This is a genomic window from Tepidiphilus succinatimandens (assembly GCF_006503695.1).
GTDB lineage: Bacteria > Pseudomonadota > Gammaproteobacteria > Burkholderiales > Rhodocyclaceae > Tepidiphilus > Tepidiphilus succinatimandens.
In genome coordinates this window covers 52,906-70,472 of the sequence record NZ_SBIK01000007.1, presented here as the reverse complement: position 1 = coordinate 70,472, position 17,567 = coordinate 52,906, and the positions used below count along the sequence as shown (strand labels likewise).

Genomic DNA, 17,567 nt, shown 5'->3' with positions numbered 1-17,567 from the left:
TTTTCATCATGACGATCCTCTTCGTCCTGCTGCTGCTCGTATTGGCGAGCGCGTTCTTCTCTCTGGCGGAGATCTCGCTCGCCGCCTCGCGCCGGCTGCGCATCGAGATGTTGGCCAAGGAGGGCAATGCCGCGGCGAAACGGATCCTGCACCTGCAGGACCAGCCGGGTCACTACTTTACGGTGGTACAGATCGGTTTGAATGGCGTCGCCATCCTCGCCGGGGCGGTGGGCGAATCCTCGATCACGCCCTCGCTCGAACCGCTTGCCGCCCTCGTGCTCCCTCCTGAATACGCCGGCTCGGTCGCCTCCTCGATTGCCTTTCTCGCCGTGACGCTGCTCTTCGTCGTGCTCGCCGATCTGGTTCCCAAGCGCCTTGCGCTGCTCGCCCCCGAGCGCATCGCCCTGGTGGTGGCCCCGCCGATGACGCTGCTCATGCGCCTGCTGCACCCCCTGGTGTGGGCGATCGATGCGCTCGCCTCCGCCGTGCTGCGCGTGGCCGGCGCGCCGGAGCGGCGGCGCGAGGAGGTTACCGTCGACGAGATCGTGGCGCTCGCCGATGCGGCCACGCGCGCCGGGACGCTGCTCGCCGAGGAACAGAAACTGGTGACGCGCGTCTTCGAACTCGACGAACGCACCGTGCGCACCGCCATGGTGCCGCGTGACGAAATCGTTTACCTCTTGGTGGGGGAGGCCGAGGAGAGCATCCGCAAGAAACTGCGCAACCATCCGCACGGCAAGTTTCCCGTGTGCGACGGCTCGCTCGACCGGCCCGTGGGCTACGTCGATACGCGTGATCTCTTTCTCTCCATCATCGACGGCGAGAAAGTCTCGCTCACTGCCGAGATGGTGGTACGGGATTTGTTGGTCTTCCCCGATACGCTCACGCTGCTCGAAGCGCTGCAGCGCTTCCGCAGCGCGGGGCAGGATTTCGCGCTCATCGTCAATGAGTACGCCATCGTCGTCGGTCTGCTCACCCTGCGCGACGTGATGGATACGGTGGTCGCCGTCGACCCCGTGGTGGGGCGCGAGGAAATGATCGTGCAGCGCGATGCCGACTCCTGGCTGCTCGATGGGCTCACCCCTATCGCCGAGGTGGCCGAGGTGCTCGGCATCGACGAATTCGAGGGCTCGGAGCACTTCGAGACCATTGCCGGCTTCATGATGTACCACCTACGCAAGGTGCCCAAGCGTACCGATGCGCTCGAATACAAGGGTTATCGTTTCGAGGTGGTCGATATCGACAACTATCGTATCGACCAGCTGCTGGTGACGCGCCTGGCGCCGCCGTCGGAGGCGGCGCCAGCGGCGGAAGGCGCAAGGGCGCCTGCTTCCTGAGTCATTTGCCGATTTGGTCGCCGATGAGACCGCCGATGGCGGCTCCACCGACGGTTCCCAGCACGCCGCCGTCGGAGACCGCCGCCCCGACCACGCCGCCCACGGCGGCTCCGCCCACGGCGGCTTTCTCGCGGGCCGACATGCGATCCCACGTGGTGCAACCACTCAGTACGCCCAAGGCGGTGGCAGTGAGCGCGAGGAAGAAAACCCGTTTCATGTCCACTCCCTTCGTGATTCGAACGTTTCCCTTTTATACCGCAAGCGGCGTTCGGGAGATGTTTCGGAGTGTCAAGCGCTCAAGGCTGCTTGATACGGGTGATCTTCGTGCCCTCGATGTTGATGCCGCCCATCAAGCCTTGCTGGTCGAAGATGAAGGCATAGGCGTCGTCGCGCAAGGTGGTGGTGGAGAGGTTCGCGGCCACGCCGGTATCCACCAAGGTGACGGTTGGGCCGGTGCCCAGCTCCCAGCCTTGGCTTTCCTCGAGGTATTTCAGCGCCTTGTCGTTCATCAAAAAGAGCGCGTAACCGTAGGACTGGGCGCCGAGCTGCAGCCCCCAGGAGGCGGAGACGGAATTGTAGAAGCCGCGCACCTTGCCATCGACGAAGAGCACCCCTTCGCCGTAGCTGCCACCGAAGATGAGCCCTGCCTTGATGATGTTGGGGAACACCAGCACGCCTTTGGCCGATTTGGCGATGGCATCCGCCGCGGGGTTGATCTTGCGCAGCGTGGCGAGTGCTTCGCGGGCGTCGCGGATGAGCTCTTCCTGGTTGGTGGCCGCTTGCGCCGGCGGCAGGATCAGGACGAGGCTCATGGCGATGAGAAGGGCGTAGAGCCAAGGAGTGAGACGTCGGCTGTATTGGATCATCGTTTTTCCCTCCAGGGAATGAACAAAGTGTGCACGCCCCTCAGCTTAGGATATGGAAGAATGGCCTGCCAGAACGAAAACGAGACGAAATGTTGCAGGGTGGCTCCCATGTCCGTGCAAGAAAGATGACATGAGGGGGTCTCGCTTGGGCGGGGGTGGCGTCCAGGGGCAAGTCGGCGTTACACTTGCGGCAATTTTCTCTTGACCGGACAGTTCATGCATCTTGCCGATGTCACGTTGTTCTACTCGGAATCGAGCGGAGGCGTTCGGACGTATCTGGAATCGAAGCGGCGCTTTCTTTCCGCCATCGAAGGGGTGCGGCACACCTTGGTGGTTCCTGGGGCCGAAGATCGCTCCGCACCCGGCTGCGAGACGATCTCGGCCTGGCCCATTCCTTTTTCCACCGGCTACCGCTTCCCCTTGCGCCCCGGACCGTGGGAAGAGCGGCTCGTGGCGCTTTCGCCCGACGTGATCGAGGCGGGAGACCCTTACGTTCCCGCCTGGGCGGCGCTGTCGGCCGGCGAGCGGCTGGGGGTGCCGGTGATCGGTTTCTACCATTCGGATTTGCCACGCCTCGTCGAGCGGCGCTTCGGCCGCGCCTGGGGTTTGGCGGCGGCCGCCTACGTGCGCAAGCTCTACCGGCGTTTCGACCGGGTGCTCACGCCCAGCCGCACCATGGTGGAACATCTGGCGGCGCTCGGCGTGGAGGGGGCGATCGCCCAGCCCTTGGGGGTGGATACGCAGATTTTTTCGCCGGCGCGGCGCGATCCCGCTCTGCGTGCCGAACTGGGCATTCCCCAGGCGCGCTGCCTCATGGTCTTCGCCGGCCGTGGTGCGCGCGAGAAGAATCTCGACGTGCTGCTCGCGGCGACGCGGCTCTTGGGCGAGGACTTCCACCTGCTGCTCGTGGGCAGCGCCATGCCGCACCGGGTACCGGAAAACGTGACCGTGGTCGATCGCTTCGTCGGCCGTGAGGACGTCGCCCGCATCCTCGCCAGCGCCGATCTGCTGGTGCACGCCGGCAATCAGGAGACTTTCGGTCTGGTGGTGCTCGAGGCGATGGCAAGCGGCATCCCCGTGGTCGGCGTAGCCGGCGGGGCCGTATCCGAACTGGTGCCGCCCGAGGCTGGCCGGATCGCGCCGAGCCTGGATGCGACGGTCTTTGCACAGACGGTACGCGACTTCGTGCGCGAAGTCGATCTCGAAGAGGCCGGGCGGCAGGCGCGCGCCTGGGTGGAACGCCGCTACGCCTGGCCGGCGGTGCTTCCCGGACTGCTGGAGCATTACCGCGCCTTGTGCGGGGTGCCTGCATTGCTGCCGGTGCCGGTGGATGCAGAAGTGGCCGATGCCTGGCAGGGGGGGCGATGAAGGCGCTCTTTTCCGTGGTGCTGCACGACGTGGCCCCGGCCACCTGGCCGCTTTATGCCGACTTTGCCGCGCGCGCAGCGGCGCTGGGCGTGCCATTGACGCTCTTGGTGGTACCCGACTACCACGGGCAAGGGACGTTCGACCGCGATCCCCGTTTTTGCGCGGCGATCGAGCGGGAACTGGCCCGCGGCGGCGAGGCGGTGCTGCACGGCTATTTCCACGCCGACGAGTTGCCCTGCCGTGGTCTGGCCGATTTCGTGCGCCGCCGCATCCTTACCCACGAGGGGGAATTCGCGGCGATCTCCGAATCAGAGGCCCAGGCACGGCTCGAACGGGGACTCGCGCTCTTCTCGTGCCTGGGCTGGCCGGTGGAGGGCTTCGTCGCGCCGGGTTGGCTCTTGGGCGAAGGCGCCTGGCGCGCGCTCGCGGGCTTTCCCCTGCGCTACACCAGCTCGCCGCGGCGGGTGTATGGGCGCGCGGGCGAGGGGTGGTGTCCGATCGATGCGCCGAGCCTCGTGTGGAGCGCCCGCAGCGGCTGGCGGCGGCTTGCCTCGCAGGCGGTCAATGAGCGCTGGCTGAGGCGCAGCGCGAACCGTTCCTGGCTGCGACTGGGGCTGCATCCGGTGGATATGCGCCACGAGCGCTCGCGCCGTTTCTGGGAGCGGGCGATGCGCGCGCTGCTGGCCGAACGAACGCCGTGCACCAAGGGTGAAGCGCTTCGCAGTCTGGCGCCGTTACAGCAGGGCGGCGACGGCGGCGTACTCGTCGCGCAGCAAGCGCAGGCAGCGGGCGACGCCGTGCGCGCCCTCTAGGGCAAGCGCTGCCACGTAGGGGCGGCCGACGAGCACGGCCGACGCGCCCTGCGCCAGGGCTTTGGCGACGTCGCTGCCGCGGCGCACGCCGCCATCGAAAAGCACGGTCATCTTTTCTCCCACGGCCCGTGCGATCGGTTCGAGCTGGGTGAGACTCGCCGGGGCGGCATCGAAAGTTCGTCCGCCGTGGTTGGAGACGGCGAGGCCGTCGTAACCCAGCCGCGCCAATGCCTCGGCGTCTGCTTCGTGCAATACGCCTTTGGCCAGGAGGGGCTGCCGCAGGCGATCGCGCAGCCAGGCGAGATCGTCGCGCGTGGGGGCGAGCGCAAGGAGGGCCGCCAGGTCGTGCGTGCGCTGCGTCGGCGCCTGCGCTTCGAGGTTGGCTGGCGCCGCCCGCGGCGGCAGGCGAAAACCGCTGCGCCACAGCCGCCAGCGCAAGCCTCCGATGGGCGCATCCAGGGTGATCATCCAGGCTTCGGGGCGCAGCGCCGCGGCGCGCTCGATGAGCCGCTCGGTGGCGGCACGATCGCCCTGCCAGTAGATCTGGAACCACAGTGCTTCGTCTTCGGCGAGCTGGCGCAGTTGCGGCCAGGGGGTGCTCGCCAGGCTGGAGACGATGGGCGTGACGCCTTGCGCCAGCGCGGCGAGGACGCTCGCCGCTTCGCCGTCGGGATGGAAGAGGCGCTGATGGGCGATCGGCGCGAGCAGCAGCGGCGAGGCGTGGCGCCGGCCGAAGAGGGTCGGGCCGCCCGGTGGGGTAAAAGGAGTGTCGCGCACGAAACGGGGAATGAGGGTGGCGGCATCGAGCGCCTCGCGGTTGCGCCGCGCCGCCAGTTCCGCCTCGGCCCCGCCGAAGAGGTAGGCGGCGACGTCCGGCGGCAGCCGCTGCTGCGCCAGTTCGAGGTAGTCTTCGGCGCATACGGGCGCAGGAGTGTCGGACACGGCTAGACGCTCCAGCGTCGCAGCAGGTTGTGGTAGATCGTGGAGAAGCGCGCGGCGAGCGCGCCCTCCCCGTGTTCGCTGCGCAGCGTCAGGGTGGCCATGTCGAGTTCGAAGAGCAGGCGTCGTTCGACCGGGTCGGGCACCAGGCTCTGGAACCACATGAAGGAGGCGAGCCGCTCGCCCCGGGTGACCGGCGTGACCTCGTGCAGCGAACTGGCGGGGTAGATGACGATGGAACCGGCCTTGCCCTTGACGCGCTGTGTGCCGAAGAGGTCGTGGATCACGAGCTCGCCGCCGTCGTATTCTTCCGGGGCGCTGAAAAAGAGGGTGGCCGAGACGTCGGTACGCAGTTTGCGCTCGCCCACCAGCCGGATGGCGGCATCGACGTGCGGCCCGTAGTGCTCACCCTCGCCGATGGCGCGGTAGCGGTTGAACTGCGGCGGGAAGATGTCGCGCGGCAGGACGGCCGAAAAAACGAGCGGCTCGCGCTCGAGCGCCTGCAGCACCAGCTGGCGCAAGGGGGCGAGGGTGGGGCAGTCTTCGGCGATCTGCAGGTTGTTCTTGACCTCGCGCGCGAGCGGCCCGGCGGTGCTGCGGCCATCGACCCAGCGTGCCTGGGCGAGCAGCGTGCGGGCCTGTTCCACTTCCGCGGCGGAGAGGACTTCGTCGATCGTCAGGAGCATAGCGTCTTCCGTGAGAGGCGGGGCTTCGCGCCCCGCCGAAAGCTCAGAACTTGAACTCGGCAGTGAGGATCACCGCCCGGTCGGTGCCGGGAACGACCAAGCTGCCGTTTTCGTAGAGGGAATCATAATAGACCTTGTCGAAGAGGTTGCGCACGTTCATGCGTACCGTGTAGGAGGGTTGCTCGTAGGCGAGCATGGCGTCCCAGCGGGTGTAGGAGGGGGCGACGTTGGGCGAGAACTTGCCGTTTACGAAGGGTCCGTTGGCGGCCCTGGGGTTATAGCCATAGCGCTCGCCTTTGGTCTCGGCGCCCAGGCCGGCTTTCCAGCTTGGCATGAAGCGGTAGGTGGTCCACAGGTTGAAGGTGTAGTCTGGCGTGTTGCGCGGCTGCTGCCCCTTGAGGCGCGGGTCGGCGCCGGGGGCCACTTTGAGGATTTCGGCGTCCATCAGGGCCAGGCCGGCGAAGACTTCCCAGCGCTCGGTGATGCGGCCGGCGGCTTCGAGCTCCAGCCCGTCGGTGCGGCGCTTGCGGGTGAGGATGGCGCCGGTGGTCTCGAGATCGGTGTTGCGCTCCCAATCCTTGGTGGCGCGAAAGAGCGCGGCGCGCAGCGAGAGATCGCCTTCGAAGAGCATCCACTTGGCCCCGAGCTCGACCACGTCGCTGCGCTCGGCCGGATATTCGCCGCCGGAGAGCTGGTAGAGGTCGGCGGTGGGGCTGAAGCTGTCGGACCACGAGAGATAGTAGTGCTGGTTGGCGGTGGGCAGCCACGACAGGCCCGCCCGGTAGCTGTTCTCGCCGTAGTCGAGGCTGGGGGAATTGACGTTGCTGTAGTCGGCGGAGATCTCGTCGCGGCGTGCGCCCAGGGTGAGTTTCCAGCCGGGCAGGAATTCGATGGTGTCCTGGGCGAGCAGCGCGTAGCTGTCGCCGGTGAAATCGGTGGCGCTCGCCTTGGGATCCTCGATGCCGGGGCGATAGAAGGCCGGCGCCCCCGGGGCGGCGAGATTGCGCAGCGAGCGGCGGTGGCTGTCTTCGTTGAGGTATTCGAAGCCGGCGAGCAGCTCGTGGCGCATGCCGGCGAGCGTGAGGGCATGGGTGAGGTCGGATTGCAGCGCCACGGTCCGATAGTCGGTGTTGCGCGTTTTCGCGCTGCCGCTCGAGCCGTCGGCCGAGGGCGCGGCTCTGCCTGAAGGGGCGAGCGCCCAGTAGCTGCGGTCGTAGTCGGCAAAGCGCAGCACGGTGCGCCACTCGGTCCCGGGCTGGAAGCGGTGGGTGTAGGTGGCGGTGGCGATGTGCGTGTCGGAGTCATCGAACGTGTCGTCGGTGCCCCAGAAGGCGGAAGTGCCGTAGCGTTTGAGCGGCCGCTTGGTCGTGGAGTCGAAGGGCACGCCGTAGTCGGGATTGTCGCGGGTCTGCAGATAGTAGTAGTTGAGCTGTACTTCGTCGCGCGTGCCCATGCCGTGGACGAAACTCAGGGCCGCGCCCTGGCGGTCGATCTCGGGTTCGGCGCCGTTGGCGGGGTTCTCACGCCAGCTCTCCTCGGTGCGCTTCATGAGGTTCACGCGCAGCGCCGAGTTCTCTCCCAGGGTTTTGTTGAGATCGGCCGTGCCCTCGCGATAGTCTTCACTGCCAAAGGAGCCGGTGAGCTTGTATTTGTCGGCGGGTAGAGGCGCCTTGCTTACCTGGTTGATGATCCCGCCTGCCTGGCCGCGGCCGTAGAGCATGGCCGCCGAGCCGCGCAGCACTTCCACGCTTTCGAGGTTGAAGGTCTCGCGGTTGTATTGGGCGGTGTCGCGGATGCCGTCGAGGTACATGTCGCCGAAGGTGTAGAAGCCGCGCAGCATCATGTTGTCGCCGGAGCGGCCCCCCTCGGCGGCGTTGAAGGTGAGCCCCGAGACGTTGCGCAGGGCTTCGCGCAAGGAGCCTACCTGCTGGTCTTCGAGCAGGTCCTGGGTGAGGATGGTGATCGCCTGCGGGATCTCGTGCGGGTCCTGCAGCGTCTTGCCCACGCGGGTGGTGTGCTTGAGGTAGCCCTGCGTTGCGGTAGGGGCCTCATCGGTGACGGTGACGGTGGGCAGCACCTGGGCGTCGGCAGCGCCCGTCTCGGCGCTTTGCGCGAGCGCCGGCTGCGCCGCGCCCAGGCCGATCAGCATCGCTGCGCCCAGCGGCAGCACCTTGGGGCGAAGAGGCGCGGCGTTTTCCGCTCGCGGCTGGGGTTCGTGCGGAGGGACGGTCGACATCGAAAAAACTCCTTGGGGTTGGGGAAAAGCGTCGTTTTTCAGGGAGCGGGTTCGCCGGGCAGCGTCACGAAGGCGATCTTCGCCAGGCCGTGGCGCGAGGCGGCGGCCATCAGGCGGGCGAGCGCCTCGTAGGGGGTGGCACGGTCGGCCTGCAGCTCCAGGGTGGTTTGGGGTGTGAGCTCGGCGAGGCGCGCTTCCAGAGCCGTCCAGTCGATCGCCTCGTCGTTCCAGTGCAGGGTCTGGCCGTCGGCGGCGAGCCGCAGGCGCAGGCGCTCCTCGTCGCGTTTCGTGTCGGGGGCGCTGCTCGCCTGGGGAAGGTCGACTTTCACCGCGTGGGTCATCAAGGGCGCGGTGACGATGAAGATGATGAGCAGCACCAGCATCACGTCGATGAAGGGCACCATGTTGATCTCGTTGATCGGTTCGGTGTCGCCGGTGCTGTCGAGTCGGGCGAAGGCCATGGGGGTTCTCCGTCAGGAGGCGGTCTTGCGGGCGGGGCGGGGGGCATCGGCATCGAGCGCGACGACGGCGGGCTCGGGCCGGGTCGCTGGGCGCTTGATGCCGGTGACGAGGAAGGTGTAGACGTCGTAGGCGAAGGCTTCCAGCTCCTGCGCGCGGCGACGCTGGATGCGGCTGAAGGCGTTGTAGGCGATCGCGGCCGGAATCGCGGTGGCCAGACCGAATCCGGTCATCACCAGGGCTTCGCCGATGGGGCCGGCCACCTTGTCGAGCGAGGCGCTGCCGCTGGCGGCGATCGCCTGCAGGGCGTGATAGATGCCCCAGACGGTGCCGAAGAGCCCGATGAAGGGGGCGCTGGAAGCGGTGGTGCCGAGCAGCGTCATGCCGGCCTCGTCGCGGGCGCGGGCTTCGTCGATGGCGCGGCGCAGCGCCCGGGTGAGGAGCTCCTGAGGCTCGCCGCGCTCCCCGAGCGGCCCGGGGCGCGCCGCGGCGTTTTCGCCGGCCCGCTCGAGGCGTTCGAGCACCTCGAGGCCGTGATGCACGAGGTGCGAGGCCGGGTCGATCGCGCCGTGTTCCCGCAGGTCGCGCGCAATCTCGGCCAGGTCGCCCGCGTTCCAGAATCGGCGCAGAAACTGGGCGGCGCGCCGCGACAGGCGCAGATGCAGCGCCGTCTTGGCAAGGATCACGGCCCAGCTCAGCACGGAGAGCAGCGCGAGCAGCAAGAAGATGAAGCGGCTCACGCCGTCGCCTTGGGCGAAGAAATGCAGTAGGGATTCGTTCATGGGTGAGGCTCCGCAAGGGTCAGGATGAAGAAAGGGAGAAAGCGATGGGGACGAGCACGGTGGCTTCGACCGGGGTGTCGCCGCGGCGCGCGGGGACGAATCTCCAGCGCTCGACGGCCTCGCGCGCGGCCCGGTCGAGCCGGTGGTAGCCGGAAGAGCGCTCCAGTTCGACGCGGCGTGGCGACCCGTCGGCGCCGACCAGTACGCGCAGGATCACTTTGCCCTGCTCGCCGAGCTGGCGCGATACCGGGGGGTAGGAGGGGCGCGGATTGGCGAGATAGGCGGCGTCGAAGCGCGGTTCGGTGAAGGGCGCGGCTTCCGTGCTTCCAGTATTGCCGCGCACGGGGGCGGCCGGTGCCGTGTCCGCAGGGGGTGCAGGGTCGCCTCCGGCCTCGTTTGCCGCGACGGACGAGGTTGCGGCCGCAGTCACCGCTTGCGTCGGCGGCGGGCTGGATCTGGCAGGAGTACGGGGCTTGGCCGTCGTGCGTGCGGGGGCTTTCGCCTTGGGCGGGGTCGGCGAGGGCCCGGTGGCCGGCGCAGGTTCGACGGCGGGGGCCGCCGTTGCCGCAGGAGCGGGATCCGGTGCCGGAACGACCCAGGCGATCGTCATGCTCGGGGCGACAGGAGGCGTCTGCACTTCAGGCAGGGCGCGTGCCCCGGCGTAGAGGACCGCGCCGTGCAGCGAGAGGGCGGCGAGGATCGCCCAGGGCGGAAGGACGCGGCGAGGTTCTTGGGTCATGGCTCGGTTCGTGAGACGTTTCTTTGCAAATGATATAGTAAACGATAATCAGTATCAAGTGCAAAAAAGCTATCTCGCGTGTGAGGGGATCCGCGGGCGCTCGCCGTTACATTCGCGTTACGTTTTTGACAAACCCTTGCAAGACTTCGCCGGCACAATGCAGCCGTCGCGTGGAGGGAGACGGCCCCGCCGAAAAAAGAAAACGACGGCGGGGCACACGCTCATCGGATTGGAGGAGGGTTGGCATGGCCGAGGGCACGAAACCGCATGCCCCTGCGATCATTCCGGGTCTGGAGACTTTTCCGCGCCTGCTGCGGCATCACGCCCGCGTACGCGCCGACCGGCCGGCGATCCGCGAGAAGGAATACGGCATCTGGCAAACCTACACCTGGGGCGAGTGCTACGCCCAGGTGCGCGCGCTCGCCTGCGGGCTGGCCGAGGCGGGATTCCGGCGTGGCGATCGCCTGGCCATCGTCGGCGACAACCGGCCACGCCTCTACCTGGCGGTGGCCGCGGCGCAATGTCTGGGGGGCATCCCGGTGCTGCTCTACCAAGATGCGATCGCCGAGGAGATGGCCTACGTGCTGCAGGATGCCGAGGTCAAGATGGCGGTGGTGGAGGATCAGGAGCAGGTCGACAAGCTCCTCGAGATCCTCGACCGCCTGCCCTCGCTCGAGCGCATCTTCTACGACGATCCGCGTGGCATGCGCCATTACACCCAGCCGCTGCTGCAGGGGCTGGACGAGCTCCTGGAGGCCGGGCGCATCCACGACCGCAACCAGCCCGATTTCGTCGACGAGGAGATCGAGAAAGGGGAGAGCGACGACGTCTCGGTGATGCTCTACACGTCGGGCACTACTGGCAAGCCCAAGGGGGTGTGCCAGACGCATCGGGCGTTCCTCTTCGCCGGCATGGGCGGGGTGCAGTTCGACCACCTCACCGACCGCGAGGAAGTGCTCTCCTACCTGCCGATGGCCTGGGTGGGGGACCATCTTTTCTCTTATGCCCAGGCTTACGCGGCAGGCTTCACCATCAATTGCCCCGAGTCGAGCGAGACGGTGATGACCGATCTGCGCGAGATCGGTCCCACGTACTACTTCGCCCCGCCGCGCGTGTTCGAGAACCTGCGCACGCAGGTGTGGATCCGCATGGAGGATGCCGGGCGTTTGAAGCAGGCGATGTTCCGCCATTTCATGAAGGTGGCCGAGCGCTGCGGCATCCAGATCCTCGAAGGCAGGCCGGTGCCGCTGCTGCAGCGCCTGCACTACGCCTTGGGCGAGATCCTGGTCTATGGGCCGCTGCGCAACGTGCTCGGCCTGTCGCGCCTGCGCGTGGCCTATACGGCCGGGGCGGCGATCGGGCCGGATCTCTTCCGTTTCTACCGCTCGATCGGCATCAACCTCAAGCAGCTCTACGGTCAGACGGAGACCTGCGCCTACGTCTGCCTGCAACCCGACGGCGAGGTCAAGCTCGACTCGGTGGGCAAGCCCGCCCCTGGGGTGGAGGTGAAAATCGCCGACAACGGCGAGATCCGCGTGCGCGGTCCGATGCTGCTCAAGGCCTACTACAAGCGGCCGCAGGATACGGCCGAGGCCTTCGACGAAGAAGGCTACTTCATGACCGGGGATGCGGGCTTCTTCGACGAGGATGGGCACCTCAAGATCATCGACCGGGCCAAGGACGTGGGAAGGCTCAAGGACGGCTCGATATTCGCGCCCAACTACATCGAGAACAAGCTCAAGTTCTTCCCCCTCATCAAGGAGGCGGTGGCCTTCGGGCACGATCGCCCTTACGTGACCGCCTTCATCAACATCGACCTGGAGGCGGTGGGCAACTGGGCCGAGCGCCGGGGGCTCGCCTATTCGGGCTACACCGATCTGGCGCAGCAGCCGGCCGTCTACGATTTGATCCAGCAGTGCGTGGAAGAGGTCAATGAAGACCTGAGCCACGATCCGCAGATGAGCGGCTCGCAGATCCGGCGTTTCCTCATCCTGCACAAGGAGCTCGATGCCGACGACGAGGAGCTCACCCGCACGCGCAAGGTGCGCCGGCGCTTCATCGCCGAGAAGTATGCCGTGCTGGTCGAGGCGCTCTATGCCGGCAAGGACAGCCAATACATCGAGACGGCGGTCAAGTACGAGGACGGGCGCGCCGGCAAGATCGCCGCCGAGGTGCGCATCCGCGACGCGAAGGTCTTTCCGCCCTCGCCGCGCGCGCAAGGCTGAAGGAGGAGGAAATGGCGCGAGTCATCGGCGACGTGATCCTCGATCTGCAGAACATTTCGCTGTCGTTCGGCGGGGTCAAGGCGCTCACCAACATCAGTTTCGACGTGCGCGAGGGCGAGATCCGCGCCATCATCGGCCCCAACGGCGCGGGCAAGAGCTCCATGCTCAACGTCATCAACGGGGTGTATCACCCGCAGCAGGGGCGCATCGTCTTCCGTGGCCAGGAGCGGCGGCGAATGAACCCGCACGAGGCGGCGGCGCAGGGCATCGCCCGCACCTTTCAGAACATCGCGCTCTTCAAGGGCATGACGGTGCTCGACAACATCATGACCGGTCGCAACCTCATGATGCGGCGAAATTTCCTGTGGAATGCGCTCTACTGGGGGCCGAGCCGGCGCGAGGAGATCGCGCATCGCAAGCGCGTCGAGGAGATCATCGATTTCCTCGAGATCCAGAACATCCGCAAGACGCCGGTGGGGCGCCTGCCCTACGGCCTGCAAAAGCGGGTGGAGCTCGCCCGGGCGCTGGCGGCCGAGCCGTCGCTGCTGCTGCTCGACGAGCCCATGGCCGGCATGAACGTGGAGGAGAAGCAGGACATGTGCCGCTTCATCCTCGACGTGAACGAGCAGTTGGGCACCACCATCGTGCTCATCGAGCACGACATGGGCGTGGTGATGGACATCTCCGACCGGGTGGTGGTGCTCGATTACGGCCGCAAGATCGGCGACGGGCCGCCCGATGAGGTGCGCAACGATCCGGTCGTGATCGAAGCCTATCTCGGCGCCGGGCATTGAGGAGGAGCGGACGATGGGATTCTTTCTGGAAGTGCTGATCGGCGGTCTGCTGGCCGGCATGCTCTATGCCCTGGTGGCGCTGGGATTCGTGCTCATCTTCAAGGCGTCCGGCGTGCTCAATTTCGCCCAGGGGGCGATGGTCTTCTTCGCCGCGCTCACGTTCGTGGGGCTCACCGAGCGTCTGCCGGCCTGGCTGGGGCTTTCGCCCGAGTGGGCGGGGCTTTTCTGGATCGCGCTGCTACTCACCGCCGTCGTCATGGTGCTGCTCGCCTGGCTGGTGGAGCGCTTCATGCTGCGCAAGCTCGTCAATCAGCCGGCGATCACCCTCTTCATGGCCACCATCGGGCTCAGCTACCTCATCGAGGGGGTGGCGCAAGGTATGTGGGGGGCGGTGGTGCGTGGGCTGGATCTGGGCATCGCCGACGAGCCGGTGATGGGGCTGCTCGAGCGCTACAACCTCATGATCTCCAAGTTCGATCTCGTCGCAGCCACGGTGGCCGGGGTGCTGGTGGCGGTGCTCGCGCTCTTCTTCCAATACACCAAGGTGGGGCGGGCGCTGCGGGCGGTGGCGGACGATCACCAGGCGGCGCTGTCGATCGGCATTCCGCTGCAGCGCATCTGGGTGATCGTGTGGGCGGTGGCCGGGTTCGTGGCCATCGTGGCCGGGCTGGTGTGGGGCTCGCGCAACGGCGTACAGTTCGCGCTCACCTATACGGCGCTCAAGGCGCTGCCGGTGCTGATCCTCGGCGGGCTCACTTCGGTGCCCGGCGCCATCGTCGGCGGGCTCATCATCGGGGCGAGCGAGAAACTGGCCGAAGTGTATCTCGGGCCTTTCGTGGGCGGGGGGATCGATTCGTGGTTTCCCTACGTGTTGGCGCTCGTCTTCCTGCTGATCCGGCCCGAGGGGCTCTTCGGCGAAAAACACATCGACCGCGTCTGACGGTATCGGGAGGAACGTGAGATGATCTATCGCGAGGCGGGACAGTTCAAGGCGAGCTACGAGGAAGATCAGCAGATTTTCCCCATCAAGCAGGACCGCATCGTCATGGCGGCGCTCGTGGCTGCGGCGTTCTTCGTCGCGCCCTTCGTGGCGAGCGAATACTGGCTGCAGGCGGTGCTCACGCCGGTACTGGTGTTCGCCCTCGCTGCCCTGGGGCTCAACATCCTCACCGGTTACGCCGGGCAGCTGTCGCTGGGCACGGGGGCCTTCATGGCCGTGGGGGCGTACGCCACTTACAATTTCTTGCTGCGCCTCGACGGGCTGCCTTTCCTGGTGGGACTCGTCCTCGGCGGGCTGAGCGCGGCGGCCGTGGGGGTCGTCTTCGGCCTGCCTTCGCTGCGCATCAAGGGTTTCTACCTCGCCATGGCTACGCTGGCGGCGCAGTTCTTCATCGTCTGGGCGCTCGCCAAGTTTCCCTGGTTCTCCAACTATTCTTCCTCCGGCATCATCACCGCGCAGCGCATCGAGATCTTCGGCTTCGCTTTCGATACGCCGGCGCGCAAGTATCTGCTCACGCTCGCCATCGTCTCGCTGCTCGCCCTGGTGGCGAAGAATCTCGCGCGCACCAACACGGGCCGCTCGTGGATGGCGGTGCGCGACATGGACGTGGCGGCCGAGGTGATCGGCATTCCGCTCATGAAGACCAAGCTGCTCGCCTTCGCCGTCTCTTCCTTTTACTGCGGCATCGCCGGCGGGCTCTACGCCTACACCTACCTCGGCACGGTGGAGCCCGATGGCTTCGGGCTCGATCTTTCCTTCAAGATCCTCTTCATGATCATCATCGGTGGGATGGGTTCGGTGCTGGGGGCTTTTCTCGGCGCGGCCTTCATCCTGTTGCTGCCGGTGGGACTCAACGTGCTGATGCACACTTCGGTCGGGGCGCTCGTCCCGGCCACGCTCGCCTCGAACCTGGAGTTGATCGTGTTCGGCGTGCTCATCATCTTCTTCCTGATCGTCGAGCCGCACGGCCTCACCCGCCTGTGGCAGATCGGCAAGGAGAAACTGCGCCTGTGGCCTTTCCCGCACTGAGCGGAGGCGGTCGACGGCGCGGGCGTTTCACCACACCAAGAGGAGGCATGGCGATGAAACTGAAAAAAGCATGGCTGACGGCGGTGGCGGCGGCCACCGTCTGGGGCGCGGCCGGTCTGGGTACGGCGCAGGCGGCGGAACAGTACCTCGGCTTGCCGAGCTATCGCGTCGGACCGTACGCGGCCGGCGGCACGGGGGTGTTCGGCGGCTGGATCGACTACATGAAGCTCATCAACGAGCGCGAGGGCGGGGTCAATGGTGTCAAGCTCGTGTGGCAGGAATGCGAGACAGAATACAACAACGCGCGCGGCGTGGAGTGCTACGAGCGGCTGAAGAAACAGGGGGATCAGCAGAACGTGCTCTTCGCCCCGGTCTCCACCGGCATCACCTTCGGCGTGTTCGAGCGCGTGCCGCAGGACAAGATCCCGCTGCTGTCGATCGGCATCGGCCGCTCGGACACCGCCGACGGGCGCGTCTTCCCCTGGGTCTTCCCCATGATCGCCACTTACTGGTCGCAGGCCTCGGCCATCGTCGGCTACCTCGGCCAGCGCGAGGGCGGCATGGACAAGCTCAAGGGCAAGAAGATCGCCGTGCTCTATCTCGACTTCGCCCCGGGCAAGGAGCCTTTCCCCGTGCTCGACCGCTTGGCGCAGAAGTGGGGTTTCACCACCGAGAAGATCGCCGTGGCCATGCCCGGCAACGAGCAGCAGGCGCAGTGGCTGCAGATCCGGCAGATGCGACCGGATTACGTGATTCTGCTCACCTATGGCGTGTCGAACCCGACGGCCCTGAAGACTGCGGCGCGCACGGGTTTCCCGGCCGAGCGGATCGTGGGCTGGTGGTGGTCCGGGGCCGAGGAGGACGTCGTGCCGGCGGGCGATGCCGCCAAGGGCTTCGTGGCCGGGGCGTTCAACCCGGCGGGCACCGACTTCGCCGTCATCCAGGACATCCAGAAGCTCGTCTATGCCAAAGGCCAGGGCGATATGCAGGATCCCAAGCGCGTCGGCAGCACCTATTACAACCGCGGCGTGGGCCACGGCATCATCTACGTGGAAGCGCTGCGGCTCGCGCAGGAGAAATTCGGCAAGGGCAAGCCGGTCACCGGCGAGCAGATGCGCTGGGCGCTGGAAAACCTCAAGCTCGACGAGAAGCGGCTGGAGGCAATCGGCGCCAAGGGCCTGATGCCGGCGCTGGCACTGTCGTGCGCCGACCACGAGGGCTCGGGGCGGGTGCGCTTCCAGCAGTGGGACGGCACGAAGTGGGTGTCGGTCTCCGACTGGATCGAACCAGACCGCAAGCTGGTGCGCTCGCTGGTGGAAGAGTCGGCGGCGGCCTACGCCAAGGAAAAAGGCATCACGCCGCGTGATTGCAGCAAGGAGCAGTGAGGCATTGGCGGCGGTCCTCGACGGGCCGCCGCGCTTGGGGACAGGAGAGCCAAGGATGAGGGCTGGGCATGAATGCTGAAGCGCTTCGCGGGGCCGCCGGCGGCGAACCCTATCTCGTCGTCAACAACGTCGAGGTGATCTACGACCACGTGATCCTGGTGCTCAAGGGCGTCTCGCTCGAAGTGCCGCGCGGCGGCGTCGTCGCCCTGCTCGGCGCGAACGGGGCGGGCAAATCGACCACGCTCAAGGCCATCTCCAACCTGCTGCGCGCCGAGCGCGGCGAGGTGACCAAAGGCTCGATCAGCTTCAAGGGGGAACGCGTGGATGATCTCACGCCCAACGAGCTGGTGCGCCGGGGTGTCATCCAGGTGATGGAGGGGCGGCACTGTTTCGAGCACCTCACCATCGAGGAAAATCTTCTCACCGGGGCCTACACGCGCAGGCTCTCGCGCGCCCAGCTCGGCCAGGCGCTCGAGCGCGTCTATCACTACTTCCCCCGGCTCAAGGAGCGGCGCAAGTCGCAGGCCGGCTACACCTCGGGCGGCGAGCAGCAGATGTGCGCCATCGGCCGGGCGCTCATGGCCGCGCCCGAGATGATCCTGCTCGACGAACCTTCCATGGGCCTGGCGCCGCAGGTGGTCGAAGAGATTTTCGAAATCGTGCATGAGCTCAACGCCAAGGAAAACGTGAGCTTTCTGCTCGCCGAACAGAACACCATGGTGGCGCTGCGCTACGCCAATTTCGGCTACATCCTGGAAAACGGCCGCGTGGTGATGGAGGGCGACGCTCAGGAACTGCGCGAGAACGAGGACGTGAAGGAGTTCTACCTCGGTCTGTCGTCGCAGGGGCGCAAGAGCTTCCGCGAGGTGAAACATTATCGTCGGCGCAAGCGCTGGCTGTCTTGACGGAG

At 66.7% G+C, this 17,567-nt stretch carries 17 protein-coding genes; 9 read left to right on the top strand and 8 right to left on the bottom strand.

What is annotated here, in order from left to right:
* Nucleotides 1-8 precede the first annotated feature (8 nt).
* Complete coding sequence (paeA, locus tag EPD82_RS05895; RefSeq protein WP_141056112.1) at nucleotides 9-1,337, top strand: polyamine export protein PaeA; 1,329 nt, start codon at nucleotides 9-11, stop codon at nucleotides 1,335-1,337.
* A gap of 1 nt (nucleotide 1,338) precedes the next feature.
* Here paeA and EPD82_RS05890 read toward each other — a convergent pair whose 3' ends face one another.
* Together EPD82_RS05890 and EPD82_RS05885 are read right to left on the bottom strand one after the other, a co-directional pair.
* Complete coding sequence (locus EPD82_RS05890) at nucleotides 1,339-1,554, bottom strand: glycine zipper 2TM domain-containing protein (protein ID WP_141056111.1); 216 nt, start codon at nucleotides 1,552-1,554, stop codon at nucleotides 1,339-1,341.
* A 79-nt stretch (nucleotides 1,555-1,633) separates the two neighbouring features.
* Nucleotides 1,634-2,149 (bottom strand): lipid-binding SYLF domain-containing protein, encoded by a 516-nt coding sequence (locus EPD82_RS05885; RefSeq protein ID WP_420824930.1) that lies wholly within the window; start codon nucleotides 2,147-2,149, stop codon nucleotides 1,634-1,636.
* 270 nt (nucleotides 2,150-2,419) lie between these two features.
* Here EPD82_RS05885 and EPD82_RS05880 point away from each other — a divergent pair, with 270 nt between their 5' ends.
* Nucleotides 2,420-3,571, top strand: coding sequence for an N-acetylglucosaminyl phosphatidylglycerol synthase (locus EPD82_RS05880; protein WP_055423268.1), 1,152 nt, complete (start codon nucleotides 2,420-2,422; stop codon nucleotides 3,569-3,571).
* The gene (locus EPD82_RS05875; protein ID WP_141056109.1) at nucleotides 3,568-4,383 is read left to right on the top strand and encodes an N-acetylglucosaminyl phosphatidylglycerol deacetylase; all 816 of its coding nucleotides are present in this window, start codon (nucleotides 3,568-3,570) and stop codon (nucleotides 4,381-4,383) included. The genes EPD82_RS05880 and EPD82_RS05875 overlap by 4 nt, the downstream gene beginning before the upstream one ends.
* On the opposite strand, the gene EPD82_RS05870 is transcribed toward EPD82_RS05875, so the two are convergent.
* From EPD82_RS05870 to EPD82_RS12050, 6 genes are read right to left on the bottom strand one after another with little or no spacing between them, the layout of a single operon-like run.
* Nucleotides 4,306-5,325, bottom strand: coding sequence for an alpha-hydroxy acid oxidase (locus EPD82_RS05870; protein ID WP_170210798.1), 1,020 nt, complete (start codon nucleotides 5,323-5,325; stop codon nucleotides 4,306-4,308). The genes EPD82_RS05875 and EPD82_RS05870 overlap by 78 nt on opposite strands.
* Nucleotides 5,326-5,327: 2 nt before the next feature.
* Complete coding sequence (locus EPD82_RS05865) at nucleotides 5,328-6,008, bottom strand: Fe2+-dependent dioxygenase (RefSeq protein WP_141056107.1); 681 nt, start codon at nucleotides 6,006-6,008, stop codon at nucleotides 5,328-5,330.
* 43 nt (nucleotides 6,009-6,051) lie between these two features.
* Nucleotides 6,052-8,244: a TonB-dependent receptor gene (locus tag EPD82_RS05860; protein ID WP_141056106.1), complete on the bottom strand. Its 2,193-nt coding sequence runs from the start codon at nucleotides 8,242-8,244 to the stop codon at nucleotides 6,052-6,054.
* A 38-nt stretch (nucleotides 8,245-8,282) separates the two neighbouring features.
* Entirely contained in the window at nucleotides 8,283-8,705 is a 423-nt protein-coding gene (locus EPD82_RS05855) for an ExbD/TolR family protein (protein ID WP_055423264.1), read from the bottom strand.
* A gap of 12 nt (nucleotides 8,706-8,717) precedes the next feature.
* Nucleotides 8,718-9,485, bottom strand: a complete 768-nt coding sequence (locus EPD82_RS05850; protein ID WP_055423263.1) for a MotA/TolQ/ExbB proton channel family protein — start codon at nucleotides 9,483-9,485, stop codon at nucleotides 8,718-8,720.
* A gap of 19 nt (nucleotides 9,486-9,504) precedes the next feature.
* The gene (locus EPD82_RS12050) at nucleotides 9,505-10,224 is read right to left on the bottom strand and encodes an energy transducer TonB (RefSeq protein WP_055423262.1); all 720 of its coding nucleotides are present in this window, start codon (nucleotides 10,222-10,224) and stop codon (nucleotides 9,505-9,507) included.
* Nucleotides 10,225-10,469: 245 nt separating this feature from the next.
* Between EPD82_RS12050 and EPD82_RS05840 the strand changes: the two genes are divergently transcribed.
* From EPD82_RS05840 to EPD82_RS05815, 6 genes are all read left to right on the top strand, one after another.
* Nucleotides 10,470-12,449 (top strand): AMP-dependent synthetase/ligase, encoded by a 1,980-nt coding sequence (locus EPD82_RS05840; protein ID WP_141056105.1) that lies wholly within the window; start codon nucleotides 10,470-10,472, stop codon nucleotides 12,447-12,449.
* A gap of 11 nt (nucleotides 12,450-12,460) precedes the next feature.
* The gene (locus EPD82_RS05835) at nucleotides 12,461-13,243 is read left to right on the top strand and encodes an ABC transporter ATP-binding protein (RefSeq protein ID WP_055423260.1); all 783 of its coding nucleotides are present in this window, start codon (nucleotides 12,461-12,463) and stop codon (nucleotides 13,241-13,243) included.
* 13 nt (nucleotides 13,244-13,256) lie between these two features.
* Nucleotides 13,257-14,183: a branched-chain amino acid ABC transporter permease gene (locus EPD82_RS05830; RefSeq protein WP_141056104.1), complete on the top strand. Its 927-nt coding sequence runs from the start codon at nucleotides 13,257-13,259 to the stop codon at nucleotides 14,181-14,183.
* 21 nt (nucleotides 14,184-14,204) lie between these two features.
* Nucleotides 14,205-15,272: a branched-chain amino acid ABC transporter permease gene (locus EPD82_RS05825; protein ID WP_055423258.1), complete on the top strand. Its 1,068-nt coding sequence runs from the start codon at nucleotides 14,205-14,207 to the stop codon at nucleotides 15,270-15,272.
* 53 nt (nucleotides 15,273-15,325) lie between these two features.
* Nucleotides 15,326-16,657, top strand: a complete 1,332-nt coding sequence (locus EPD82_RS05820; RefSeq protein ID WP_141056103.1) for an ABC transporter substrate-binding protein — start codon at nucleotides 15,326-15,328, stop codon at nucleotides 16,655-16,657.
* Between the two features lie 68 nt (nucleotides 16,658-16,725).
* The gene (locus tag EPD82_RS05815; RefSeq protein WP_055423256.1) at nucleotides 16,726-17,562 is read left to right on the top strand and encodes an ABC transporter ATP-binding protein; all 837 of its coding nucleotides are present in this window, start codon (nucleotides 16,726-16,728) and stop codon (nucleotides 17,560-17,562) included.
* Nucleotides 17,563-17,567 lie beyond the last annotated feature (5 nt).